24 protein-coding genes, 2 tRNA genes, 1 other RNA gene and 1 pseudogene are annotated in these 24502 nt (G+C 61.0%); 19 read left to right on the forward strand and 9 right to left on the reverse strand.

Annotated elements, in window-relative coordinates; genetic code table 11:
- A partial coding sequence (locus ACT6QH_RS08320; protein WP_507237480.1) for a 4-hydroxy-2-oxovalerate aldolase family protein occupies positions 1 to 156 on the forward strand: 156 nt, incomplete at its 5' end.
- A gap of 859 nt (positions 157 to 1015) precedes the next feature.
- Here the strand turns inward: ACT6QH_RS08320 and ACT6QH_RS08325 are convergent.
- The 3 genes from ACT6QH_RS08325 to ACT6QH_RS08335 form a co-directional block, all read right to left on the reverse strand.
- Positions 1016 to 1092 (reverse strand) — tRNA-Pro (locus ACT6QH_RS08325).
- Between the two features lie 82 nt (positions 1093 to 1174).
- Entirely contained in the window at positions 1175 to 1738 is a 564-nt protein-coding gene (locus ACT6QH_RS08330) for a DUF192 domain-containing protein (protein WP_444974358.1), read from the reverse strand.
- Positions 1739 to 1769: 31 nt separating this feature from the next.
- Positions 1770 to 2348 carry a cold-shock protein gene (locus ACT6QH_RS08335; RefSeq protein ID WP_444974359.1) on the reverse strand — a complete coding sequence of 193 codons (579 nt, stop codon included), beginning with the start codon at positions 2346 to 2348 and terminating at the stop codon, positions 1770 to 1772.
- A gap of 250 nt (positions 2349 to 2598) precedes the next feature.
- Here ACT6QH_RS08335 and ACT6QH_RS08340 point away from each other — a divergent pair.
- The 9 genes and pseudogenes from ACT6QH_RS08340 (at position 2599) to scpC (ending at position 9757) form a co-directional block, all read left to right on the forward strand.
- Positions 2599 to 2673: transfer RNA gene (locus tag ACT6QH_RS08340), tRNA-Glu, on the forward strand.
- 188 nt (positions 2674 to 2861) lie between these two features.
- Positions 2862 to 3977 carry a GGDEF domain-containing protein gene (locus ACT6QH_RS08345; RefSeq protein WP_444974360.1) on the forward strand — a complete coding sequence of 372 codons (1116 nt, stop codon included), beginning with the start codon at positions 2862 to 2864 and terminating at the stop codon, positions 3975 to 3977.
- A gap of 351 nt (positions 3978 to 4328) precedes the next feature.
- Complete coding sequence (locus ACT6QH_RS08350; RefSeq protein WP_444974361.1) at positions 4329 to 4601, forward strand: YMGG-like glycine zipper-containing protein; 273 nt, start codon at positions 4329 to 4331, stop codon at positions 4599 to 4601.
- 387 nt (positions 4602 to 4988) lie between these two features.
- Positions 4989 to 5549: a hypothetical protein gene (locus ACT6QH_RS08355; RefSeq protein ID WP_444974362.1), complete on the forward strand. Its 561-nt coding sequence runs from the start codon at positions 4989 to 4991 to the stop codon at positions 5547 to 5549.
- Positions 5550 to 5851: 302 nt separating this feature from the next.
- Positions 5852 to 6121, forward strand: coding sequence for a hypothetical protein (locus ACT6QH_RS08360; protein WP_444974363.1), 270 nt, complete (start codon positions 5852 to 5854; stop codon positions 6119 to 6121).
- A 116-nt stretch (positions 6122 to 6237) separates the two neighbouring features.
- Positions 6238 to 7296, forward strand: coding sequence for an extensin-like domain-containing protein (locus ACT6QH_RS08365; protein WP_444974364.1), 1059 nt, complete (start codon positions 6238 to 6240; stop codon positions 7294 to 7296).
- Between the two features lie 71 nt (positions 7297 to 7367).
- Positions 7368 to 7595, forward strand: a pseudogene (locus ACT6QH_RS08370) (DUF429 domain-containing protein); the annotation flags it as partial.
- 74 nt (positions 7596 to 7669) lie between these two features.
- A complete protein-coding gene (locus ACT6QH_RS08375; RefSeq protein WP_444974365.1) occupies positions 7670 to 8155 on the forward strand; it encodes a DUF429 domain-containing protein in 486 nt (161 codons plus the stop codon).
- Positions 8156 to 8242: 87 nt separating this feature from the next.
- Positions 8243 to 9757: a succinyl-CoA:acetate CoA-transferase ScpC gene (scpC, locus tag ACT6QH_RS08380; protein WP_444974366.1), complete on the forward strand. Its 1515-nt coding sequence runs from the start codon at positions 8243 to 8245 to the stop codon at positions 9755 to 9757.
- Between the two features lie 173 nt (positions 9758 to 9930).
- Here the strand turns inward: scpC and ACT6QH_RS08385 are convergent, their stop codons facing one another.
- The 4 genes from ACT6QH_RS08385 to ACT6QH_RS08400 all read right to left on the reverse strand — a co-directional run bounded on the left by ACT6QH_RS08385 (position 9931) and on the right by ACT6QH_RS08400 (position 13780).
- Positions 9931 to 10812, reverse strand: coding sequence for a 3-hydroxybutyryl-CoA dehydrogenase (locus ACT6QH_RS08385; RefSeq protein WP_444974367.1), 882 nt, complete (start codon positions 10810 to 10812; stop codon positions 9931 to 9933).
- Between the two features lie 85 nt (positions 10813 to 10897).
- Complete coding sequence (locus ACT6QH_RS08390; protein ID WP_444974368.1) at positions 10898 to 11842, reverse strand: electron transfer flavoprotein subunit alpha/FixB family protein; 945 nt, start codon at positions 11840 to 11842, stop codon at positions 10898 to 10900.
- A complete protein-coding gene (locus ACT6QH_RS08395) occupies positions 11842 to 12591 on the reverse strand; it encodes an electron transfer flavoprotein subunit beta/FixA family protein (RefSeq protein WP_444974369.1) in 750 nt (249 codons plus the stop codon). The genes ACT6QH_RS08390 and ACT6QH_RS08395 overlap by 1 nt, the downstream gene beginning before the upstream one ends.
- A gap of 610 nt (positions 12592 to 13201) precedes the next feature.
- Positions 13202 to 13780 carry a cob(I)yrinic acid a,c-diamide adenosyltransferase gene (locus tag ACT6QH_RS08400; protein ID WP_444974370.1) on the reverse strand — a complete coding sequence of 193 codons (579 nt, stop codon included), beginning with the start codon at positions 13778 to 13780 and terminating at the stop codon, positions 13202 to 13204.
- Positions 13781 to 14050: 270 nt separating this feature from the next.
- Between ACT6QH_RS08400 and ACT6QH_RS08405 the strand changes: the two genes are divergently transcribed.
- Positions 14051 to 14356, forward strand: a complete 306-nt coding sequence (locus ACT6QH_RS08405) for a hypothetical protein (RefSeq protein ID WP_444974371.1) — start codon at positions 14051 to 14053, stop codon at positions 14354 to 14356.
- Between the two features lie 120 nt (positions 14357 to 14476).
- Here ACT6QH_RS08405 and sugE read toward each other — a convergent pair whose 3' ends face one another.
- Together sugE and ACT6QH_RS08415 are read right to left on the reverse strand one after the other, a co-directional pair.
- Positions 14477 to 14794: a quaternary ammonium compound efflux SMR transporter SugE gene (gene sugE / locus ACT6QH_RS08410; RefSeq protein WP_444974372.1), complete on the reverse strand. Its 318-nt coding sequence runs from the start codon at positions 14792 to 14794 to the stop codon at positions 14477 to 14479.
- A gap of 247 nt (positions 14795 to 15041) precedes the next feature.
- Positions 15042 to 17411 (reverse strand): Tex family protein, encoded by a 2370-nt coding sequence (locus ACT6QH_RS08415; protein ID WP_444974373.1) that lies wholly within the window; start codon positions 17409 to 17411, stop codon positions 15042 to 15044.
- A gap of 193 nt (positions 17412 to 17604) precedes the next feature.
- On the opposite strand from ACT6QH_RS08415, the gene ffs reads away from it, so the two are divergent.
- From ffs to ACT6QH_RS08455, 8 genes are all read left to right on the forward strand, one after another.
- Positions 17605 to 17702, forward strand: an RNA gene (ffs, locus tag ACT6QH_RS08420) — signal recognition particle sRNA small type.
- Between the two features lie 89 nt (positions 17703 to 17791).
- Positions 17792 to 18013 carry a hypothetical protein gene (locus ACT6QH_RS08425; RefSeq protein WP_444974374.1) on the forward strand — a complete coding sequence of 74 codons (222 nt, stop codon included), beginning with the start codon at positions 17792 to 17794 and terminating at the stop codon, positions 18011 to 18013.
- An 89-nt stretch (positions 18014 to 18102) separates the two neighbouring features.
- Positions 18103 to 20088 carry a DNA polymerase III subunit gamma/tau gene (locus tag ACT6QH_RS08430; RefSeq protein WP_444974375.1) on the forward strand — a complete coding sequence of 662 codons (1986 nt, stop codon included), beginning with the start codon at positions 18103 to 18105 and terminating at the stop codon, positions 20086 to 20088.
- A 54-nt stretch (positions 20089 to 20142) separates the two neighbouring features.
- A complete protein-coding gene (locus ACT6QH_RS08435) occupies positions 20143 to 20466 on the forward strand; it encodes a YbaB/EbfC family nucleoid-associated protein (RefSeq protein ID WP_444974376.1) in 324 nt (107 codons plus the stop codon).
- A 182-nt stretch (positions 20467 to 20648) separates the two neighbouring features.
- Positions 20649 to 20954 (forward strand): accessory factor UbiK family protein, encoded by a 306-nt coding sequence (locus ACT6QH_RS08440; RefSeq protein ID WP_444974377.1) that lies wholly within the window; start codon positions 20649 to 20651, stop codon positions 20952 to 20954.
- Positions 20955 to 21230: 276 nt separating this feature from the next.
- Positions 21231 to 21731 (forward strand): type III secretion system chaperone family protein, encoded by a 501-nt coding sequence (locus ACT6QH_RS08445; protein ID WP_444974378.1) that lies wholly within the window; start codon positions 21231 to 21233, stop codon positions 21729 to 21731.
- A gap of 316 nt (positions 21732 to 22047) precedes the next feature.
- Positions 22048 to 22890, forward strand: coding sequence for a pyrroline-5-carboxylate reductase (gene proC, locus ACT6QH_RS08450; RefSeq protein ID WP_444974379.1), 843 nt, complete (start codon positions 22048 to 22050; stop codon positions 22888 to 22890).
- An 88-nt stretch (positions 22891 to 22978) separates the two neighbouring features.
- The gene (locus ACT6QH_RS08455; RefSeq protein ID WP_444974380.1) at positions 22979 to 24481 is read left to right on the forward strand and encodes an alpha/beta hydrolase; all 1503 of its coding nucleotides are present in this window, start codon (positions 22979 to 22981) and stop codon (positions 24479 to 24481) included.
- Positions 24482 to 24502: the final 21 nt, after the last annotated feature.

A 24502-nucleotide genomic window follows, 5' to 3' on the forward strand; every position in this document is an offset into this window, starting at 1 on the left:
TTCCTGCGCCATGCCGAAAACGCTTCCGGCGCCTATGGCGTGGACACGCGCGACATTCTCATCGAACTGGGCAAACGTCGCATGGTTGGCGGCCAGGAAGACATGATCGTCGATGTCGCCCTCGATATGCTCAAGGACAAGAGCGGCGCGGCGTGACCGCCACGGGTGGATGATACGGGTATGAAAAGCATGGGGCTGGCCTGAGAAGGCTGGCCCCATTTGTTGTGCAAGGGGCATGATCGGGCCGGGCCGGGCCGGGCCGGGCCGGGGCTGCTTGTGTGCTGTCTGGGCTTATTCATGTGCGCCGGGCATGGCGTACAGTATGGATGCCGGCCTATGGGATAATTCAATCTTGAAGTATGAAGTAGTATAAAATTTTGCTTCTGGGCGGGCTGGAAATATCGGCAATTTTTATGAGGAATTTGTTGGGATTTTCCGCCGCTCTGCCCCTAATTTATCGGATATAATGATGGTAGTGATTGGTCTCACATGAGGTTGTGATTAAATCTGATAATTTATAGGGTTTATATCAAATAAACTTAAATAAGGCAGTTTTATATTTCTGTGCGATGATTTTCAGAATCAACGTTTTTGCGTCTAGATAAGATCTGAAGTCATGTGAGTGCTACCCTCTGCATATAAAGGCGTACATGGTGCAAAGGGCAGTCTGTTCGTGACCCTCCTGGGGCTGACGAACGTCCTATTCTCAGCTTTATGATGCTGTCCGGGTGCCGAATGGCAGAGGATGTTGTTTTACGCCGGGGCATATGGAGGGGGGAGCGAACCGTCACCATTCATGGAAGGGTGCTGCCATTCCTTTTGCGGCGGCGTTGCATCGCCTTTTGTGGTCGCTGCAAGGGCGGGAGCAACCCAAAACATGCTCATTCGGATGATGATGACCTGCGCGCGTGATGGAGGCGGCTCTGCTGGTGCCAGCGAAAAATGAGAGCGCGATAAAAACCCGGAGTTTTCCCGGAATTTGCCCAAAGCAGAAGGTCAGGAATCAACTAACTATTGGTCGGAGCAGCAGGATTTGAACCTGCGACCCTCTGCTCCCAAAGCAGATGCGCTACCAGGCTGCGCTATGCTCCGACGGTGCGCCAATGTATGGGAGCAGAAGGGGCTTGGCAATATGTGCGTGCCTGCCATTCTTCATCTGTCTGTGGAAGAGTGCTCAGGGTTTGCGGAAGACGGGATGCGCAACCTTGTCTCCCGCAGCGATACCGAGGCGGCGGGAAGAGCCGCCTGCCAGCTCAATCACCACCCGAGCCGGTGCGCCGGAAGAAATGGTGCGGGTTGAGAATGGCGTTGTCATCTCTTCAATGCGGGCAATGGTGCCATCCGAGCGGATGAAGAGCATATCCAGCGGAATATAGGTGTTCTTCATCCACATATAGATGGGTTGATCGTAGCCGAAATCGAACATCATGCCATGCCGTTCGGGCAGGGATTTGCGATACATCAGCCCGCGCGTCCGCTCTTCATCCGTGCGCGCCACCTCCATTTCCAGCATGACCACGCCCTTGCGGGTGACAACTTCCGCCGGCTCCAGAGGCGTCAGCATCTGGCTCTCATGCTTCGCGGGCGCTTCGGCATGGGCAGGCAGCGGGGCGAGGAGAGGCGGGAGGGAGAGGCCGAAGCCTGCCAGGGCCGTGAGCAGGCTGCCCGAGACCATCAACAGGCGCGCCTGTTTCAGACAGCGTTGCATGGGTGGAAGACGGGAGAAAGAAGGGCGCATGATGCCGGAATATCCGCTTGGGAAAGCTGTTTCAGTTGTTCTCTTCTGGGGTGGGCATGGCGCGCACTTCGGAGGCCATGCGTCCCTTTTCACTATCGCCATAGCGTACTTGCACGCATTGTCCGGGGCGAAGCTCTGTGAGGCCAAAGCGCCGCATGGTTTCCATATGCACGAAAATATCCGGCGAATCGTCACCTTGGGTGAGGAAGCCGAAGCCGCGCAAGCGGTTGAACCATTTGACCGTGGCCTTTTCGAGCCCGCTGGTGGGCTCCACCTGCACATGGGTGCGGCAGGGCCTGGCACCCGGATGGATGGCTGTGCTCAAATCCAGAGAGAGAATGCGGAAGGCTTGTCTGCCCCTGATGCGTTGCGTGGCTTCGCATATGATGCGGGCGCCTTCCAGCGCGGTATCATACCCGTCCCGACGCAGGCAGGTGACATGAATAAGGATATCGGAGCCGCCATCATCCGCGCTGGCGAAGCCATAGCCCTTGGAGGCGTCAAACCATTTGATGGTGCCGGAGAGTTCCTCCAGCGGCGATACAGCGTCTTTACTCTCATTCGGCAGGTCATTGAAGTGTGGACCTGGCCTCAGCGTGTCAGCCCCCATGGGTGATCAGTTTCCTTAGCGCACACACGCACGTGGTTTGAACTTCAGGAATGATAGCAAGAGCCATATGCTCCGCACACCCTCCACAAGTCAGAATGCAACAGTTTTGAGGGTGGGCATTCCTCTGGCCATGCTGGACGGGGTGGGGTGAAAAGACCGGACTGCAAAAAAAAACATCACAGCCTTTGGATAACTTCAAATGGGTGCTTGCAGCCGGAAAAGTGTGCCCCTATAAGAAGCCTCACCTGAAGCGCTCTTCGTCTATCGGTCAGGACGCCACCCTTTCACGGTGGAGAGAGGGGTTCGATTCCCCTAGAGCGCGCCAGTTCTTCCCTGAAATAATGCTGCTCGATGTATGAAGTTGATCGCAGTGTTCGGCAGGTTTTACCTGCTGGCGGGGCTCTTTTCTCTCTCTATATTCAGGCTATGCTCTATCCGCATCTCGCGGCTGTTTGCGAGTCTGGGGGCTTGCTGACGCGCATATAGATCTGGCGCAGAGTGAAGGAGAGAGAGATGGTTGGCACTCTCGTCAATTTTGCGCATAGCGTGGGCATCATGGCTCTTGTGGCCATGATTTATGGCGGGTTGATCCGTTGGCGCATGCCGCGGGCGGCCATTGATGTGATGGGCGGGCTGTGTTTCGGCACAGGTGCGATTTTGTCGATTCTGTCGCCGATTCAGATCGCCCCCGGCGTGGTTGCCGATATGCGCAGTCTCTTTATTGGGTTTGGCGCTGCTTATTCGGGGCCTATAGGGGCGGCCGTAACTGTGTTGATGGCCAGTGGTGCGCGCTTGTCTCTGGGCGGCGTGGGTCAGTTGTCGGGTGTGGTGACCATCATATTGACAGGGGGTGTCGGGCTGGTCTGGTGGTCTCTGTTTCAGGGGCGGGTCAACCGGCCGGTCATGGCGCATTTGCTGCTGGGGGGCCTGATGTCTGCGGGCCTGATCGGCACCTGCCTGCTGCCTGCGGATCTTCTGATGCGCTTCTGGGAAACGGTGGGGGCGGTTCTCATTGTTTTCAATCTCGTATTTTCAGTGGTTTTCGGCCTTTTCCTTCAGCGAGAGCAGCTTCTGGCTTTCCGTGAGCAGCGGTTGAAGCATGAGGCCAGCGTGGATTCCCTGACAGGGCTGCTAAACCGTCGCAGCCTTGTGGAAGCTTATGAAGGCTTGCCGGGCGAGCAGGCTGTGCGGGGTGTCGGGTTCCTTGTTCTGGATATCGACCATTTCAAGGATGTGAACGACACCTACGGCCATGCCACGGGAGATGTGGTGCTGCAACTTGTCTCTGATGTGTTCCGCGACACGGTGCGGGAGGGCGATATTGTTGCGCGGGCAGGGGGTGAGGAGTTTGTCGCGATTCTGCCGAATATGGACGAGAAGGCGATGAAGCGCGTGGCCGAGCGCATTCGTCGCGCTGTCGAAAGCCTGAGCCAGACCCCGCAGAATATTCGCGTGACCATCAGTGTTGGCGCATTGTGGAGTTCTCACTACCCAGATCTCGATGAGGCTCTGCATCAGGCTGATAATTATCTGTATCAGGCCAAGGGAGAGGGACGAAACAGGGTGGTTCAGGGGCGCATGCGGTCTCCTGGGCCGGTTGCGCCGTCTTCCGGGGCTGTTGCGGGCTGAAGCCAATCTCTTTTCTTTTCGAGTATCGGGTCAGGCTTTGTCGACGGCTTTGCATGTCTGGCCCAAATGCTGGGTGTTCGGCAACTTCCAATATGCTCTGAAGCCAAATTTCCCGTCATGAGTGCGCCCCGTGAGGCGTTGCCCGGCAAAGCATTTCATGGGCTGTGGGCGGTGCCCCTCTTGGCTGTGGGCGAGAGGAAGAATCCCATGCTATATGTCGGAATGACGGAGTGCTGTGCACGCCGGTCATGAATTTGATGTGCGGATTGCCATTGGCCATGCTTGGGGAATTCGCTGATTTTTTGGCGTTCTCCGGTTCTGAGCCGGGTGAAACGGGCAAGGGAGATGAACATGAAGACGGCTGTGATCCTGGGTGCTCTCGCGCTCGCCCTGGCCGGGTGCAGCGAAACATCCCGTAGCGACCGTGCGGTTGGCGGTGCGCTGATTGGTGGCGCTGGTGGCGCTGCTCTGGGTGCTGCGGTGGCCGGCAATTCCGCCACGGGCGCGCTGGTTGGTGGCCTGATCGGCGCTGGCACGGGCGCGATCGTGGGTGCCGAAACCACCCCCAAGAATTGCTGGGCGCGTGACCGCTACGGCAATTCCTACCGCGTGCAGTGCCCCTGAGCCTGCAAACCCTTCTGGAGAAGCCAGAGGGCTGTGGATGAAAGAGGATGCAGGACCGGATCGGGGTCAGAAAATATTTTCATGAACCATTTGGTTACCTAAATCAGTTCATATCCACGCATCTCCAAGTATGACTTTATAGGCAGGGCAGCTGGGCTGTCCTGCCTTTTTTCTATTCAGAACCACACTGAATGCAGGGCTGATTCACGAGCTGTGCTTGAGATGAGCCTCTGCTGTTCCTGCACTTGTCCATATATGCTTCCCATTGCTTCCCTATGGATGGAAAAGCCGCTGCTCCATGTAGAAGAATACGCCGCTCCTGCGTGATGGAACCAGAAGCGCTCGTGCGGCGTTGAGGACGCAGATGGCAGGATGGAGGATGGTTCCATGAGCATCTGCACAGCCAGACAGGCTGAAACTCGGATGTGGGGTGAGGGCAGCCGTGAAACGGCGATGGCTGCTGCGCTGCATCTGGATTCAGATTGCCCGCAGGTCCATTTGCAGAGTAGCGGGGCCGGGCAGCCCATGAGCCAGCCTATAAGCCAGCCCATCATGCCACAATCTGTGGCAGCCGAGGCCGCCATGGTGGCAGTGGCGACGGATTATAACAGGTCTGGCCTGCCCAGTTGTCGGGCGGATATGGCCTTTGTGCGCTGGGTGTATGGACGCACCTGGCCGGCGGCCTCTCACGGCATATTCGCCCTGCCGGATGGGCGTGTGGATCTCCAGATCACATATCGTTTGGAAAAGGGTGAGAAAGAGGATGGTCGCGTGCATGAACGTGCCGTGCGCCTGTCCACTGTTTCCGGGCCTGCGCGGCGTCATTTGCTGGACGCTTACGCAGCTTTGGAAGAAGAAGGGCCTCGTGAATGCGGGATTATGGATAATCAGCCCTGGCAGGATGAGAAAGAGCCGCAAAGCGGACTTTCCCGTCTGTACCGGGATTAAGGGGGCGTAAGGTTTGGAATATCGCCTCTGCGCCGGGCGCTCTTGTATTTTCCGCAGGCAGGCTTGTTTGCGGAAGGGGCAGAGCGTAAGGCCTGTTTCGCAAGAAGAAAGTGCGGCATGGACGCGTGTCTTCGACGCGCGGCTTGTTTGTGTGCGCCCTGTGTGCCCATGAATGTTGGTGCACGAATGTTGGTGAACTGGAAATCGGATCACCCACATCGGGAGGGGTGGAGGATGAAGCATGAGCTTGTCGCATTTTCTGCTTTTCTGGTCATTGTTTTTCCGAGCTGTCTGAATCTGCCATGAGCACACCTTCCTTTCGCGCGCGCCCCGAAGCGGGCCAGCTTCATCGACGCGATATTTCGGCGCGTCAGGATCTTCTGGGCCGGGAATTGAGGCAGTTGTTCGAGGGCTACACGCAAGAAGCGGTGCCCGATGAACTGTTGCGCCTGGCAGAGCAGCTTGAGCAGGCTTTCTCGGGTGAAACCCCGGAGGGGGAGAGGCCGGCAGAGAGGGGCGCCAGCGCAAATGCGCGTGAGGATGAGGTCGCACGTCGCAAGTCCGCATTCTGAAAGAAGCCTGACAGGCACCGGCCGGGCGTGGTTTTGGCCCGGAGGCAGGCTGTTCGCCGCAAATTTGCCATGAGATTTTAACGGCTTCGCAAGAGAGGTTGCGCCAGTGTGCTTCCATGAAGCACCGTGCCTCTTTCTATCTTCTTGCCCCGGTCCTCATGGCGGGCCTGCTTGCCGGCTGTCGCTTCGGCGATAATGGCCGTGCGGCCTGGCGCACAGAGGCGGAAGAGCAATGTATTGCGGAAAAGGGCGTCATGCCCTCCGCCTTCATGGAGCCTTTGCCGGCCATTGAGGGCAAGGGGGCTTGCGGCATGGAATATCCCTTCCGCGTTCATGCCTTTAATGATGGCAATGTCACGGTGGAGCCTGCTGCCCGCATGGCGTGCCCCGCCATTCGCGAAACTGATAACTGGTTTCGCGAGGTGGTGCAGCCGGCAGCGCAGGCTTGGCTGGGGCAGCCTATCGTGGCAGTGCGGCAGATGTCGTCCTATTCATGCCGCACCATGAATGGGCAGGCCGGTGCCAAGATTTCTGAGCATGCCTTTGGTAATGCGCTGGATATTGGCGCCTTCCGCACGGCGGATGGGCGCTGGATCACCGTGAAAAAAAACTGGAAGGGCGGTACGCCTGAAGAAAAGGGCTTTTTGCGGCAGGTGCATATGGGGGCATGTGAGCGTTTCACCACAGTGCTCGCGCCCGGATCGAACATCTATCACTACGATCACATCCATTTTGATCTGAAACGACATGTGAAGGGGCGCAGCTATTGCCGCCCCAATCTGCAGCAATATGCAGCGCCGCGCCCCGCAGCCGCACCGGATGCCGCACGGCCCGCGCCATTGCCGGTGAAGGCTGCGCCGTCGGTTTTGCCGCCCTATAATCCACCTGTTTATGATCCTCCGCCAGTCAAGGCGCCTCAGGCCCCCATGGCTCGCCAGCCGGAAAGCAATGCCCCCAATGGCTTGCCGCCGGGCTGGCTTGTGGGGCCGGATGGTTACCCCACGGCGGGGCCCATGTCCTATGCAGGGGCGGGCCGGGCTGATGCGCGGGGAGGCGGGGCTCATGGCCCCTTTGCGGCGGATGGCACATTGGCGGTGCCACGCAAGCACTATCTTGCGCCGGTGCCTCAGCCTTCCACCATTCCGTTGCCCGTTGCCCGGCCGGGCGAGGATTGAAGAGAGCCAGAAGGCCAGATGCGCGAGATGTGTTGAGGCGTTGAGGAGCTTTCCGCCGTTGGGAGGGGCAGATGCAACAATACCTTGCTGCTGCTCCTCTCTATGCAGGCATTGATGGCTGTCGTGGGGGCTGGGTCTGCGCCTTGTGGGATGGGGCGCAGCAGCTTGAGTTTTTGCGTTTGCCCCATATTGGTGCGCTGTTTACCCGTCTGCCAAAGCTGACTATGGCGGCGATTGATATTCCCATCGGGCTACCGGAAGCCATTGGCGCAAAAGGGCGAACAGCCGAAAAGCTGGTGCGGCCCTTGCTGGGTGGGAGGCAATCCAGCGTATTTTCCGTGCCGCCGCGCGGGGCTGTCATGGCGGTGCTGTCATGGCGGGGTTGGGGCAGGGGGATGAAACCCGTCGCTACCGGGCTGCCTGCGCTTATGCTCAGGCCCATTCCACACCACCCCGGAAAGTCAGCAAGCAATGCTTCCATCTCTTCCCCAAAATTGCGGAGGTGGACAGCTTGTTACGCAGCCAACCGGATTTGCGGCAGAAGCTGCATGAGTGCCACCCGGAAGTGAGTTTCTGGGTCATGAATGGAAAAGAATCTCTGCCTTTTGCGAAGAAGGTGAAAAATTCCCCCAATCCGGCGGGCTTATCCTTTCGCATCGGGCTTCTGGAAGCTGCTGGCTTGCCTGTGGATGCGCTTCACGCGCACAACGCCCTTGCGCTGGGCGCAGAACTGGATGACCTCATAGATGCCTGCGCGGGGGCGTGGACGGCGAAAAGAGTCGCTGATGACAATACCTTGCGCTTTCCAGACCCGCCGGAGACAGATGCGTTCGGTCTGCGCATTTGTATCCATGCATAGCTACATCTTGTCTTAAGTCTTATTCCGGGCTGCATTTCTGGGCACTATGGCCTCATGTAAAGTCTTTCGAGGAGCCCGGAGTTCGCCATGCCTTCTGACCGTATTCGCCTTGCCTCCCTGCGCGACAAGATCGTCTCGGCTGAGGAAGCCGCAAGCCTGATCCGGGATGGCATGATTGTGGGCATGAGCGGCTTCACCCGTGCGGGTGAGGCGAAGGCCGTGCCCATGGCCCTGGCAGAACGTGCCCAGCATGAGCCGATGAAGATCACCCTCATCACCGGCGCATCCCTCGGCAATGATCTCGACAAGCAGATGGCGGAAGCCCATCTGCTCTCCCGTCGCATTCCTTTCCAGGCGGATCCCGCGCTGCGCAAGGCTATCAATGCCGGCGAAGTCATGTTTGTGGATCAGCACCTGTCCGAGACGGTGGAGCATCTGCGCACACACCAGCTTGGCCCCATTGATGTGGCGGTGATCGAGGCCGTGGGCATCACGGCATCTGGTGGCATTGTGCCCACCACCTCTGTCGGCAATTCGGCGACTTTCGCCATTCTCGCCGAGAAGGTGATTGTGGAGATCAACCTCACCCAGCCGGCGGAGCTGGAAGGGTTGCACGATATCTATATCCCCACGCGCCGCCCCTTCCGCGAGCCGATTCCGGTGGTGACGGCCGAAAGCCGTGTGGGCTTGCCCTTTATTCCGGTGCCCCCGGAAAAGATCGCCGCCATTGTGGTGACGGAGAAGCTGGATTCAGCCTCCACCGTTCTGCCGCCAGACCATGAGACAGCCGCCATCGCTGCCCATCTCATGGAGTTTTTGCAGCATGAGGTGAAGAAGGGTCGCCTGACGGAGCGCCTCCAGCCGCTTCAGGCTGGTATAGGCACCATTGCCAATGCGGTGATGCACGGCTTCATTGAAAGCCCCTTCCATGATCTGACCATGTATTCGGAGGTGTTGCAGGATTCCACCTTCGATCTGTTTGATGCCGGCAAGCTGAATTTTGCTTCGGGGTCTTCCATCACCCTCTCCAAGGGGAAATATGATGAGGTGATGCCGAAGATCAGCGAATATAAATCCCGGCTGGTGCTGCGCCCTCAGGAGATTTCCAACCATCCGGAAATTATCCGCCGTCTGGGTCTGATCGGCATCAATACGGCGCTGGAGTTTGACATTTATGGCAATGTGAACTCCACTCATGTGAGCGGTACGCACATGATGAATGGTATTGGCGGCTCGGGTGATTTCGCCCGCAATGCCTTCCTGTCCGTTTTCGTGACCAAATCCACCGCCAAGCATGGTGCGATTTCTTCGGTGGTGCCGATGGTGAGCCATGTGGACCACACTGAGCATGATGTGGACATTCTGGTGACGGAAGTGGGCCTTGCGGATCTGCGTGAGCTGGCTCCGCGTGAGCGGGCCAAGGTGGTGATTGCGAACTGCGTGCATCCCACCTTCCGCGATGAGATGCAGGATTATTATGATCGTGCGGCGGCCCGTGGGGGGCACACGCCGCATGTTCTGGAAGAGGCGTTGTCCTGGCATGTCCGGGCGCGTGAGACGGGCACGATGCACCATGCCGAAAAGGTGCTTGAAAGCGCCTGATCTCGACCGGCAGGAAAGAACGATAGGCGTCGGCTTCGTGCCGGCGCCTTTTTCTTTGCCTGCCATATAGGGGCTTGGGTGCCTCAGTCTTTTGGCAAAAGAAAAGGGGCCGGAAACCGGCCCCTTGAAATTCTTGCCCTGCCGAAAGCCCCATGTGGCTTTCGTGCGATGCCTCAGCGCGTGGGCACCGGGGTTTCGCCACGGTAATCATAGAAGCCGCGCTTGGTCTTGCGACCGAGCCAGCCGGCTTCCACATATTTCACCAGCAGCGGGCAGGGGCGGTATTTGGAATCCGCCAGCCCTTCATGCAGCACCTGCATGATGGCCAGGCAGGTATCCAGGCCGATAAAGTCGGCGAGCTGCAACGGGCCCATGGGGTGGTTGGCGCCCAGGCGCATCGCCTTGTCGATGGAATCCACCGAGCCCACGCCTTCATACAGCGTATAGATGGCTTCGTTCACCATCGGCAGCAGGATGCGATTGACGATGAAGGCCGGGAAATCTTCGGCCACGGCATAGGTCTTGCCGAGGCTGGCCACGAAGGTCTTCGCCAGATCGAACGTGGCGTCATCGGTGGCGATGCCGCGCACCAGTTCCACCAGCTCCATGATCGGCACCGGGTTCATGAAGTGAACGCCGATGAAACGCTCCGGCCGGTCGGTGCCGGCGGCCAGACGGGTGATGGAAATGGAAGAGGTGTTGGAAGCCAGCAGCGTGTCCGGGCGGAGCACCGGGCAGAGTGATGCGAAGATCTTCTGCTTCAGTTCTTCACGCTCGGTTGCGGATTCGATCACGAGATCGCAATCGCCGAGATCTTCGATAGCGTTGGCCGGGCCAATGCGCTTGATCGCCGTCTGCCGCGCATCTTCGGTGACGGAACCCTTGGACACCTGGCGTGTCATGTTCTTGTCAATGGTCGCGATGCCGGCGCGGATGCGTTCGGGATCGATATCATTGAGGGCTACATCATAACCGGCGAGGGCGCACACATGGGCAATGCCGTTGCCCATCTGCCCAGCGCCGATCACCCCGACCTTCTTGATCTCGAGCGGCATGTTTCTCTCATTTCCCATCGGGCCCAGAATGGCACCCATGTATGCGGACGAGGCCGGGGGAACAAACCCCCCCGGCCGGGTTGTCTCAGCCCTTTGCCTTGGCGACTTCCGCCTTCAGCTCGGGGATCACAACATTGATGTCGCCGACAAGGCCGTAATCCGCCACCTGGAAGATGGGAGCTTCTTCGTCCTTGTTGACGGCAACGATGATCTTGGAATCCTTCATGCCGGCGAGATGCTGGATGGCGCCGGAGATGCCGAGCGCAATATACAGCTCGGGGGCGACGACCTTGCCGGTCTGGCCCACCTGCCAGTCATTGGGGGCGTAGCCTGCATCCACCGCAGCGCGGGAGGCGCCAACGGCCGCACCCAGCTCATCCGCCAGCGGCTCGATCAGCTCGGCGAACTTCTCGCGGGAGCCGACGGCGCGGCCACCGGAGACGATCACGCGGGCGGCCGTCAGTTCCGGGCGGTCAGACGCGGCGATGTCTTCGCTCACGAAGCTGGAGATGGCCGGATCAGCGGCGGTGTCCACGGCCTCGACAGCGGCGGAGCCACCTTCGCCCGCAGCTGCGAACGAGGCGGTACGCACGGTGATGATCTTCTTAGCGTCAGAAGATTTCACAGTCTGGATGGCGTTTCCGGCATAGATGGGGCGCTCGAACGTATCCGGGCTTTCCACCTTGATGATGTCGGAAATCTGCATCACGTCGAGAAGGGCGGCCACGCGGGGCAGCACATTCTTGCCCACCGAGGTGGAGGGCGCAACGATGGCGTCATAACCGGGGGCCAGCTTCACCAGCAGGTCGGCCATGGGCTCGGCCAGATGATGCGCATAGAGCGCATTGTCGGCCAGCAGCACCTTTTCCACACCGGCCAGCTTGGCGGCTGCATCGGCTACGGCCTTGGCGTTTTCGCCGGCCACCAGCACATGCACGGGGGCACCCAGCGCCGCAGCGGCGGTGAGAGCCTTTGCGGTCACGCCGTTAAGAGCGGCGTTATCGTGTTCAGCAAGCAGCAAAGTGGCCATCAGATCACTCCCGCCTCATCCTTGAGCTTCGCCACGAGCTCGGCGACCGAGCCCACCTTCACGCCAGCCTTGCGGCCAGCCGGTTCTGCGGTTTTCAGCACCTCGAGGCGCGGGGCAACATCCACCCCGTAATCGCCGGGAGCCTTCTCCGCGAGCGGCTTCTTCTTCGCCTTCATGATGTTGGGCAAAGAGGCATAGCGCGGCTCATTGAGACGCAGATCGGTGGTCACGATGGCCGGAGTGTTCAGCTTCACGGTCTGAAGGCCGCCGTCGATTTCACGGGTCACCAGCACAGCACCGTCTTCAACCTCGACCTTGGAGGCGAAGGTGCCCTGAGCCCAGCCCAGAAGGGCGGCGAGCATCTGGCCGGTCTGGTTGCAGTCATCGTCGATGGCCTGCTTGCCCAGAATGACCAGGCCGGGGGCTTCTTCGGCCACCACACCCTTGAGAATCTTCGCCACGGCGAGAGGTTCCACCACGGTGTCGGTCTTCACGAGAATGGCCCGGTCCGCACCCATGGCGAGGGCGGTGCGCAGGGTCTCTGTGGCCTGGGCCGGACCGATGGAAACGGCGACGACTTCGCTCGCCTTGCCGGCTTCCTTGAGGCGCAGCGCTTCTTCAACCGCGATTTCGTCGAAGGGGTTCATGGACATCTTGATATTGGCCAGTTCAACGCCTGACCCGTCCGATTTCACCCGCACCTTGACGTTGTAGTCAACCACCCGCTTCACGGGCACCAAAATCTTCATCTAAGGCATGCTCCCCGTCTTCCGAATCCGCCTCCGGCAGCGTGATTCGTGCGCCGAGATTATGTGTTTCCCGCCCGTTTACCTGCAACGCAGCAAACCGAGACCGCGGCCACCGTAGGAGCGGCCACAAATCGTGTCAACGCTTGCCTTTTTCAGCAGCAGGAAGCTGCGGGCCCTGCCATGAGCTCAGGCCGGAAGACACGTTGCTGCACCAGCAAATTCTACAGCGCATCTGCGAGCAGGGCCGCAGCGCACTGTTCCCTTGCCAGGGCAGCCAGGGCACCTGCCGCGCAAACCATCCGGATTATGGCCAGGCACAGATGCAACCCTGATGACAGGGTGCGGGCACCCTGAAAATCTTCAATGTGTCGAGGCGGGATAGGTCGGCGGCCGGGGCAGGCCCTGACCGGCCCCGGCGCTGCCTGTCCGCAGGCCGAAAGGCGCAAAACGCCAGCCGACCCTGAACTCATGGCGCGCACATACTGCCGATTCGTGACGCAAAGGGAAGGGGGGTTCCGCGAACGGAAGGTATGCTGGAGGCGCGGCATGGTGTCCTGCGTCTCCAGGCCATTGGCAGATCTTGTTTTTCGCCTGTGGGCGGCGGTGCAACTTAACGGCTGGCGCCGGGCACCCACAGCACATCTGCCGTGCCTCGGGCATTCACATAGCGGGCGGCGACGAACAGCAGGTCCGACAGGCGGTTCACATAATGGATGGCCGGAGCGCCCACGGATTCGTCTTCCGTGTGGGAGAGTTCGACCATTTCGCGTTCGGCGCGACGGCAGATGGTGCGGGCCAGATGCAGATGCGCCGCTGCCGGGGTGCCCGCAGGCAGGATGAAAGAGGTGAGGGGAGAAAGTTCGGCATTCAACATGTCGATATCCTGCTCCAGACGGCTCACCTGCTCCGGCACGATACGCAGGGCATTGCCGGGGGCCTCATCCGCCGTGGGCGGGGTGCACAGATCCGCGCCCAGGTCGAAAAGATCATTCTGCACGCGCATCATCATGGCATCGAGAGCGGGCTCATCGGCCAGATGCAGGCGGGCGATGCCGAGGGCGGCATTGGCTTCATCCACCGTGCCATAGGCGGCCACGCGCAGGTCATATTTTTTCACCCGTGCGCCGGTGCCCAGACCCGTGGTGCCATTGTCTCCGGTGCGGGTGTAGATCTTGTTCAGCTTGACCATGCCCTGTGCCCTCGCCTGCCAATCCTGTAGGCGCGCAACATGCCTTGTAATAGGTATGTTGCGCGCCTGTCCTGCCTGAGCTTATCGCATCCTTCTGCGGGGGGTGCCACAGGTGGGGCTGGCGGTTTCAGCATCATGGTTTCCGGCGGACGTGGCAGAATCTTCGCCTTGCGCGGGGGTGGGCCCCATGCGATTATCAACAAGACTGATAATCCTGACGGTTCATATCGCAACGCCGGAGAGCCGCGCAGGCAGAGAGGAGAACGGGCCATGCCGACTCTCGTGAAATTTCTGGTAACCCATGCGGTGATTGGCGTTTCTCTCGCCGTAGTCTTTGTGGGTGCGCTGGTGGCGTTTGATGTCGCCAATCTTGGTACGCTGGTGCGCACGCATCAGGATGGTTATCTGGCTGCGGCCCTGCTGGTTGGCGGTCTGGGCATCACCTTTGGCAGCGTGCAGATGGGCTTTGCCGTGATGCTGATGAATGGCGGCGCGAGCACCAAGGGTGGCCACAAGGCGCGCCTGCGCAATCTGGTGTTGCGCCCCGTGAAGGTTGAGGCCAATAGCCGGCGCTGAATTGAGCCGATGCAGAATGATGAGGCCGGCCCGCATGAGATGTGGAGCCGGCCTTTTTCATGGTTGGCCTCATGCCATGGCCGCCATGTGAGGCGCAGCCTGTGCCGCGCCCTTTATGCCTTACCCTTCCGAGAGTTTCATGACGGCGAGCCCGCTGACAATCAGCACGGCCGCGAAAATGCGCATGGGGTTTGCCGCTTCTCCCAGAAACACCGCGCCGACAATGAATGCGCCCACCGCGCCAATGCCTGTCCATACCATATAGGCAGTGCCCAGGGGCAGGCTGCGCATGGCCATGGAGAGTAGCGCAAAGCTGGCGACCATGGTGATGAGGGTGATGGCTGAGGGGGTGAGGCGGGTAAAGCCTTCAGACTGCTTCATGGCATAAGCCCAGACCACTTCCAGCAGCCCGGCAATGGTCAAGATGATCCACGCCACAGGATACTCCATTCTCCGATCGCCGGGCCGTCCCGGACCTGAACCCTGAAGAAGGGGGAGGACGTGGCCTCCTGCTCGGGATGCTAGGATGTATTGCGAAGGGCGTGAAGTATGAAAAGGCGCCAATTCATGGGCATTCAGCGCCTTTTCTATGCATCTTTTGCGTATGGCTCATGTGATGAGCCATCGTGAAGCCGCCCTTCTGGTGTGCGTGGCGGTTTTTCTGGGCTGGGAGGGAAGGGCCTGCCTATTGACCTTTACGTTTCATGGCTTCCAGCAGCGCAGCGCCAAAAGCACCTTGCCCGGCGTCGCTGTCCCGTCCGCGTCCACCTTTGCCCTTATTGGGGGGTGGGTTGCGATGGCCTTGCTGCGGGGGCTTGCCGGCTGCACCAGAAGAGCGGGCACCGGACCGGCTCTCCGCATCATCCTTGCGCATGGAAAGGGCGATGCGCTTGCGCTTGGCATCCACATCCACCACGCGCACCTTCACCACATCACCGGCCTTCACCACCTCATGCGGGTCTTTCACGAAGCGATCCGCCAATGCGGAGACATGCACCAGACCATCCTGATGCACACCAATATCAACGAAGGCCCCGAAGGCGGCGACATTCGTCACCGTGCCTTCCAGCACCATGCCGGGTTTGAGATCTGAAATTTCGTTCACACCCTCGGCGAAACTGGCGGTCTTGAATTCGGGGCGGGGATCGCGGCCGGGCTTTTCCAGCTCCGAGAGAATGTCGCGCACGGTGGGCAGGCCGAAGCGCTCATCCACGAACACACGCGGGTCCAGCGCCTTCAGGGCGGCGGTGTCACCCATCAGCGCGCGCACATCACGCCCACAGGCAGAGACGATCTTCTTGGCGAGATCATAGGCTTCCGGGTGAACGGCGGAGGCATCCAGCGGCTCCTTGCCATCGGGAATGCGCAGAAAGCCGGCGGCCAGCTCAAAAGTGCGTGGGCCAAGGCGGGAGACTTTCAGCAATTCCTTGCGGGTCTTGAACGGGCCCACATTGTCGCGATGCGCCACAATGGCCTCGGCGAGAGAAGTACCAAGGCCAGAGACCCGCGCCAGCAGCGAGGCGGAAGCGGTGTTGAGGTCCACGCCCACGGCGTTCACCGCATCTTCCACCACCGCATCCAGCGCCTTGGCGAGGCGGGGCTGGTCCACATCATGCTGATACTGACCGACGCCGATGGATTTTGGCTCGATCTTCACCAGTTCCGCCAGCGGGTCTTGCAGGCGGCGGGCGATGGAAACGGCCCCGCGCAAGGAGACATCAATATCCGGCATCTCGGCGGCGGCGACCGCAGAAGCGGAATAGACGGATGCACCCGCCTCGCTCACCACCACCTTGATCGGCTTTTTGCCATTTGCGGCAGGGGGCAGAACGGCCAGCAGATCCGCTGTCAGCCTGTCTGTCTCGCGGCTGGCGGTGCCATTGCCGATGGCGATGAGTTCCACATTGTGCTTGCGGATGAGGTTCGCCAGCACGGCATTGGTGCCGGCTACATCATTGCGTGGCTGGAAGGGGTAGACGGTGGCTGTTTCCAGCAGCTTGCCGGTGCCATCCACAATCGCCACCTTCACGCCGGTGCGGATGCCCGGATCCAGCCCCATGGTGGCGCGCGCGCCGGCGGGGGCGGCCAGCAGAAGATCCTTCAGATTACGGGCGAAGACATGGATAGCCTCTTCCTCGGCTCGCTCGCGCACTTCGCCCATCAGCTCCACGGAAAGATGCAGCGAGAGCTTCACCCGCCATGCCCAGCGCGCCACATCAGCCAGAAAGGCATCGGCAGGGCGCGGATTGGTGAGGGCGATGTCATAAGTTTCCGCCACCATGCGTTCGGCAGGCTTCAGCGGGGTGGTGGCCTCGGTGTCGAGTTCCAGATCGAGGGTGAGCACATCCTCATTGCGCCCGCGCAGCATGGCCAGCACGCGGTGGCTCGGGGCCTTGGACCAGGCTTCCGCATGGTCGAAATAATCGCGGAATTTCTCGCCGGCCTCTGCCTTGCCTTCCACCACACGGGCATGGAGCACCGCATTGCCCTTCATATAGCTGCGCAGGCGGGCCAGAAGATCGGCATTTTCAGAGAAGGTTTCGGCCAGAATATCGCGTGCGCCATCCAGCGCAGCCTTGGTGTCAGCCACCTCTTCCGTGAGATATTGCCTGGCGAGATCTGCCGGCACCACAGAGCGATCTGCCAGAATGGTCTCCGCCAGCGGAGCCAGACCGCGCTCGCGCGCAATCTGCGCCTTGGTGCGGCGCTTGGGCTTGTAAGGCAGGTACAGATCTTCCAGTTCCGCCTTGGTGGTGACGGTGGCGATCTTCCCGCGCAGCTCATCGGTGAGCTTGCCCTGTCCCTCGATGGAAGAGAGCACGGCGGTGCGGCGCGCTTCCAGCTCGCGCAGATAGGAGAGGCGCTCTTCCAGTGTGCGCAACTGGGTGTCATCCAGCCCGCCGGTGACTTCCTTGCGGTAGCGGGCAATGAAGGGAACGGTCGCACCTTCATCCAGCAGCCCCACGGCGGCGCTCACCTGCGCCGGGCGGGCGCTGATCTCGCTGGCAATGAGGCGGGCGATGGTTTCCGTATCACCTTTCGCAGGGGCGGCCATGGCTGTTCCTTCCTTTTGAGGGCACAGCCCATAACCCAGCCTTGGGGCGCTGTCACGGCAGGTGCGCCGGCAAGGGCGAAAGAAGGGAGCCCACGGGGGAGGGGTGTGGATGAAACCCCGATGACAGTGATTGTCGCACACTCTTGCCGGCGCAGCTCTTGTGTTCGGCCGCATGGCCTGCCATATAGCAGGCGGGAGGTTGGCGGTGGACGAACCACTCGCCAACCGGGTCAGGTCCGGAAGGAAGCAGCCCCAACGAGCCCGGGTCGGGTCTCTGTCCAGCCTCCCACCTTATCTCTTCCCCACATCTCTGGCATGATGCATGCGCAGCGGCGCAGCGTGCGCCCTGCCTGAAGCTTTGCGATCATCAGGAGTGCACCATGTGGGTTGTCGTTGTCGTTCTTCTCAATGCCCTGTCCGGGCCGGAAACGCCGGTTGTGCAGGATATGGCTTACAAGGATGAAGCCGCCTGCAAGGCTTCCATCGCCGCCCATGTGCCGGCCAAACTGGATGCACGGGCGAAGGCTGAATATGAGAATGGTTATCGTCGTTATGTCTGTGTGCGGGTTGGCGGGCTGGAAACGCTGCTGAAGGCGAAATAGGCGGGCGCAGATCACCTTCGCCTGTCTCTTCGGTGCATGGTGGCGAGACGATCGCTCGACTCGTCATCTGCGGATGCTATGTAAGGCCCATGAGCGAAGACACGCGCGAGAATGAGAACGGCCCATCCCCTGCTCTTGCGGAAGGGGCGCTTGCGGAAGGCCCGGCGGAACATGCCGGGCTGGAACTGGGTTTGCCTGCGGCTGAATCGGTCGGGGCAGTCGTTCGGGCGGGCGCGCGCGCAGTGGCGCAGGCCTCGCCCAGTGCCTATCGCGTGCTGGCGCGTAAATATCGTCCGCAGAATTTTGATGATCTCATCGGGCAGGAAGCGATGGTGCGCACCCTGTCCAATGCCTTCGCCTCCGGGCGTATCGCGCAAGCCTATATCCTCACTGGCGTGCGCGGCGTGGGCAAGACGACAACCGCCCGCATTCTCGCCCGAGCGCTGAATTATGAGCCGATGGACGGCGCGGAGGGGGGCGTCTCCGGGCCGAGCCTGGATCTTTCCGTACCCGGCAAGCACTGCCGCGACATCATCGAATCGCGCCATGTGGATGTGATGGAGATGGACGCCGCGTCCAACACCTCCATCAACGATATTCGCGAAATCATCGAGAGCGCGCGCTATCGCCCGGTTCTGGCGCGCTACAAGGTTTATATCATCGACGAAGTGCACATGCTCTCCACGGCCGCCTTCAATGGGCTGCTGAAGACGCTGGAAGAGCCGCCGGAGCATGTGAAATTCATCTTCGCCACCACCGAAATCCGCAAGGTGCCCGTTACCGTGCTCTCGCGCTGCCAGCGGTTTGACCTGCGCCGCGTGGAGGCCGGAGAGCTGGCGGCTCATCTTGCCAATATCTGCCGGAAAGAGCAGGTGGAGGTTGAGGACGAGGCGCTGTCCGTCATCTCCCGCGCGGCGGAAGGCTCGGTGCGCGACTCCCTCTCCCTGCTGGATCAGGCCATCGCCCATGGTGGCGGCCATGTCAGTGCGGAAGAGGTGCGTCATCTTCTGGGGTTGGCCGACAAGGGGCGGGTGATCGACCTGTTCGAGGCGCTGATGAAGGGCGATATGCCCCGCGCCCTTTCCTGTTTCAGGGATCAGTATGACGCCGGGGCCGACCCGGCGGTGATCCTCACCGATCTGGCGGATTTTACCCATCTCGTCACGCGCCTGAAGATTGTGCCGGAAACAGCGAATGACGCAGCTCTGGTGGAGGCCGAACGCACACGCGGCCTGCAAATGGCGGAAGGTCTTGCCATGCGCGTGCTGGCGCGGGCCTGGCAGATGCTGATGAAGGGCATCGGCGAGGTGCAGCAGGCACCCAAGCCCGTGCAGGCGGCGGAGATGGTGTTGGTGCGCTTGGCCTATGCGGCGGATCTGCCGACACCGGATGAAGCCCTGCGCCAGTTGAAGAATAATCCGCCAAGCGGTCCGCAGGGTGGTCCGCTTGGTAGCGGTTCTGGTGGGGGCGGCGGTTCTGGTGGTGCGCCTTCAGCAGCGGGTGCGCCCAGTGCGGTTTCCGGCGGTGGGGCACGTCTGGCTCTGGCGGCTGGTGGGGGCATGGAGCACCCGGCCCGGATGGAGCGCCCTGATGCGATGATGCGGCCCGTCGCGGTTGCTGCGGAAGCCGGCCCGCGCCTGACCTGCCTTGCAGACGTGGTGACGCTGGCCTCTGCCAAGCGCGATCTCGCCCTCAAGCATGCCGTGGAACATAATCTGCGGCCCGTCAGTTTCGAGGATGGGCGCATTGAGGTGGCGCTTCTGGAAGGGGCCAGCGCACAAGTGGTGCAGGATCTGGCCCGCAAGCTGCTGGAATGGACGAGCCGACGTTGGCTGGTTTCGCTCTCTTCCGAGAAGGGTGGGGCGACTCTGGCCGAGGAAAAAGCCGCCCGGCAGGCCGAGCGTGAGGAGGGTATCAAGGCTCATCCTTTGGTCGCTGCCGTTCTGGAGCGCTTTCCTGGTGCGCAGGTTGTGGATGTGCGCACCCATGATGATGAAGTCGCTGCCGCAGCCCTCGCACCCGCCGAGGACGATACCTATATGGACAGCGGCGTGGATGACGAACCGGATTTCTGATCCATGCCGATATGGATGAGGCACGACCGGAACAGATGAAGGAGCATTAAGGCCATGCGCGATCTGATGGGCATGATGAAGCAGGCGAAGGAGCTTCAGGAGCGCATGCAGCAGATGCAGGCGGAACTGGAGAATACCGAAGTTGACGGGTCTTCCGGTGCCGGGCTTGTGCAGGTGCGCCTGACCGCCAAGGGCGAATGCAAGGCCGTGAAGATTGACCCCTCTCTGATGAAGCCGGATGAGGTGGAAATTCTGGAAGATCTTCTTGTCGCCGCCATTTCTGACGCCCGCGCCAAATCCGACCGGGTGATGCAGGAGAAGATGCAGTCTGTCACGGGCGGCCTTTCCCTGCCGCCGGGTCTGGGCAAGTTGTTCTGATGTCTGGGGCCGGATGCGGCGATCCGTGCACGGCCTCTTGAGCATCTTGGCTTGCATCCCGTGCGCGGGCTCGCCATCTTGCAGCCGAATGGCGCGGGCATGCGCGCGCCGGGCCGGAGCCGGCCTTCTTGAACAGGGCGCTGTTTCGTAGCCGAAACCCCAGAGCGCCGATGGAGTGGACCATGACCCAGACTTCAGGTCGTCTTTTTGATGAAATGGCGCGTCTCATGAATGATGCGGCCGGTGTGGCGCAGGGTGTGCGCCGTGAGGCGGAAACCGTGATGCGCACACAGGTTGAGCGCCTGTTGCGCGATATGGATCTGGTGAAGCGCGAGGAATTTGATGCCGTGAAGGACATGGCCGCCGCTGCGCGCGAGGAGAATGAGCGCCTCGCCGCCCGCCTCGCCGTGCTTGAGGCCAAGCTGGGCGTCGCCGGCGCTGACGAGGGCGCGGATGCGCCTTCCGCCCCTCAGACACCGGAAGTCTGAGGTCGGGTGTGGCTTGGCAGCCACTGTCATGTGGGCTGTCAGCAGGGCGTCACCCGGAGAAGCCGGTTTGCCGGTATAATTTGTTTCAGGTGGCGATTCGGAGCCGGTTCGTCATATGCGGCATATGACGGGGCGAAGCCTCGCCAGACAGGTGTTGCCTGTCGGGCTTTTGGGTCTTCCACAGGTAGCGCATCAGGGCTGCCCCGCTTGTCTGGCTCCTTGGCGTGGCTGCGTGTCGGCCCTTATTTCGGTTCCTCAAACCGCGAGGTCGAGGCCATGTCTCACATCGACATCGAAGTCGAAGCACCGGCGAACCCGGTTGATCTCGTCGAATATCTCGCCGCCGTGCGGGACTGGTCGTTCGAGCGGTCCGGCGAAGATGAAATCACGCTTTCCCTCGCCACCCGCTGGACGGATTGCCACGTCTCCTTCCAGTGGATGGATGAGCTGGAAGCACTGCATCTGGCCAGCGCCTTCGATTTCAAGGTGCCGGAAAACCGGCAAGGCGAGGTGCTGAAGCTGCTGGCGCTCATCAATGAGCAGATGTGGCTGGGCCATTTCGACATGTGGGCGCAGGAAGGCGTTATCATGTTCCGCCATGCGCTGGTGCTGACCGGTGGGGCCACGGCCTCCGGTGCGCAGTGCGATGCCATTCTGGAAGCGGCGCTGGATGCGGTGGAACGCTACTATCCAGCTTTCCAGTTTGTGGTGTGGGCGGGCAAGAGCGCCCGTGAGGCGATGGAAGTCGCCGCTTTTGATACGGTGGGTGAAGCCTGATCTCCCCACTTGTGTCAGCAGGGCTTGGCCATGTTGCGGGTTCCGGCCGGGTTCATCTTTGCTTCGCGTGGCGGAGGGAGCAGCCTGTCGCTGCGCCGCCGTCACATTTTTGCTGTGCGGTCTTGGGTGGTCCGGTCATGTCTGGCGGTGGCCCGAAGGACTGAAGCATTCAGGTTGGCTGTTTCGGGAAAGGGGATGCCACATCTCTGGCGCGCCCCTGCCGTGAGCTCTTCTCCCGAGGCTCCTGTCCCGAGGCTTTTGGGCCCTTCCTGAAATGTCCGTTCCTGCCGGCACAGCTTCCTCGGAACCCAGGTGAATGATGATGAATGACACGGCGCTGAACACGCTTTCCGGGCCGGTGGTGCTGCTGGGCGCAGGCAAGATGGGCGGAGCCATGCTGGATGGCTGGCTGAAGCTGGGCCTACCCGCAGACAAGGCGGTTGTGTTGGACCCGCATTTGCCGGAAGAGGGGGCGAAGGCTTTTGCTGCCCGTGGCGTGCGGGTGAACCCGCCGCAGGAGAGCATTGAAACGCCGGCCGTGCTGATTATTGCCGTGAAGCCCCAAGTCGCGCCCGAGGCTCTGCCCCCAGTGGCCGGGCTGGCGCAGGCGGGCACGCTGGTAGTGTCTGTCATGGCTGGTCGTTCTCTGGCCTTTCTGGAAGCCCATTTCGCACCCGGTACCGCCATTGTGCGGGTGATGCCAAATACCCCGGCAGCCATTGGGCGGGGGGTGAGCGTGGCTGTGCCGAATGGCGCGGTTTCGCCGGAATTGCGCAGTCTCACCACGGTTCTGCTGGGTGCAGTGGGTACTGCCGAATGGCTGGAGGATGAAGGGCTGATCGACGCCGTGACCGGCGTTTCCGGCTCTGGCCCGGCCTATATCTTCCTGCTGGCAGAGGCGATGGCGGCAGCCGGTGTGGCGGCTGGCCTGCCGGCGGATCTTTCCGCCCGTATTGCGCGGGCAACGGTGTCTGGCTCGGGCGCACTTCTGGATGAATCCGATCTGGATGCAGCCACATTGCGCAAGAATGTCACCTCTCCGGGCGGCACGACGGCCGCTGCCCTGGCCGTGCTGATGGATGAGAAAAAGGGCTTCGGCCCATTGCTGACGGAAGCCATCGCCGCAGCGGCCCGCCGTGGCCGCGAACTGGCCGGCTGAGCGTCAAGGGCCGTATCCTGAAGGCTGTGTCTCATCGAAGGCGCAGCCTTTTTCCGCCTTTCAGGGCGTCGGGTTTGGGGGCGAGGGGATGATCGGCTGGCTGTGGCGTTGGGTGCGCCGTGTGGTTGTGGGGCTGTGCATCGTGCTGTTCACCATTGTGGGCGTGCGCGCGGTGGACGCCTGGCGGGGGGCTCCTCTTCAGCCCTGGCACACATTTGTGCCACAGGAGATGAGCCCCGCGGAGATGGACAAGGCGGACCTTGCCGCCTATCGCGCCGCTGAAGATCGTCTGTTCGTTGATATCCGCCGCAATGTGACGGACAAGCTGCCCGCTCGCGATCGCGCCGGATATGACCGTTACTCTGCGCAAAGCCCGGTCTATCCCGGCCATTTTGCGCAGGATTTCAACCGTACCTTTGAGGTCGTGCCACAGGGTGAAGTGCAGGGCGCTGCTGTGTTTCTGCATGGGCTGACGGATTCACCCTACAGCCTTCGTCATCTGGCGCACCTTTATGCAGAACATGGCTTCCACGCCATTGCCCTGCGCCTGCCAGGCCATGGCACCGTGCCGGGCGGGCTGACAGCGGCGGTATTTGACGACTGGCGCGCGGCCACCCGGCTGGCCATGCGCGAGGCGCGGCGGATTGCGGGGCCAGACAAGCCGGTTCACATTGTCGGCTATTCCAATGGTGGGGCGCTGGCGCTGATGCATGCGCTGGATGCACTGGATGCCCCGGCGCTGGTGGCCCCCAGCAAGATTGTGTTGCTTTCGCCCATGGTGGGCATCACGCGCTTTGCCCGCTTTTCCGGCATTGCTGGTTGGCCGGCCATTTTTCCGGCCTTTGCCAAATCGGCATGGCTGAATATTCTGCCGGAGTTTAACCCCTTCAAATATAATTCGTTTCCGGTGAATGCGGCGCGCCAGTCCTATTTGCTCACTCAGGCGCTTCAGGGCAATATCCAGCGCCATTTGCGGGCCGGGCGTCTGGCCGGGCTGGCGCCTGTTCTCACCTTTCAGTCGGTGCTGGATCACACGGTGAGCACGCGGGCGGTGATTGAGGCGCTCCATACTCATCTGGACGACAATGGCAGTGAGCTGGTGCTGTTCGATATCAACCGTAACACCCAGTTCGAGCAATTGCTGAATGCGCGGGCGGAGACCGCCGTCGCCCGCCTGCTGCCGCCCGCGCCGCGCCCGTTTCGCACAGCGGTGGTGACGAATATTGATCCGCAGAGCTACAAGACCGAGGTGCGCATCACCCCTGCCGGCAGCGCGCAGGAAGAGCCGCAGGCGCTGGGGCTGGTCTATCCGCGGGATGTGTACTCGCTCTCCCATGTGGCGCTGCCCTTTCCGCTGAGCGATGGCCTGTACGGGCTGGAGCCGGACCCTGATGATGATTTCGGCGTGCGGCTGGGCAATATGGCCGCCCGTGGGGAATATGGGGCGCTTGTGGTGAATACGGATATGCTGGTGCGCATGTCTTCCAACCCCTTCTTTCCTTATGTGAGGGAAAGGCTGGAGAGCATATTGCCTCCGCGACCCAATACAGCTTCGGTACAGCCTTCGCTTGAGGGCGCGCCTGCTCGCTGATGTGCGGGAGGTCGAATTTTC

The organism is Haloleucobacter albus, from assembly GCF_052492075.1.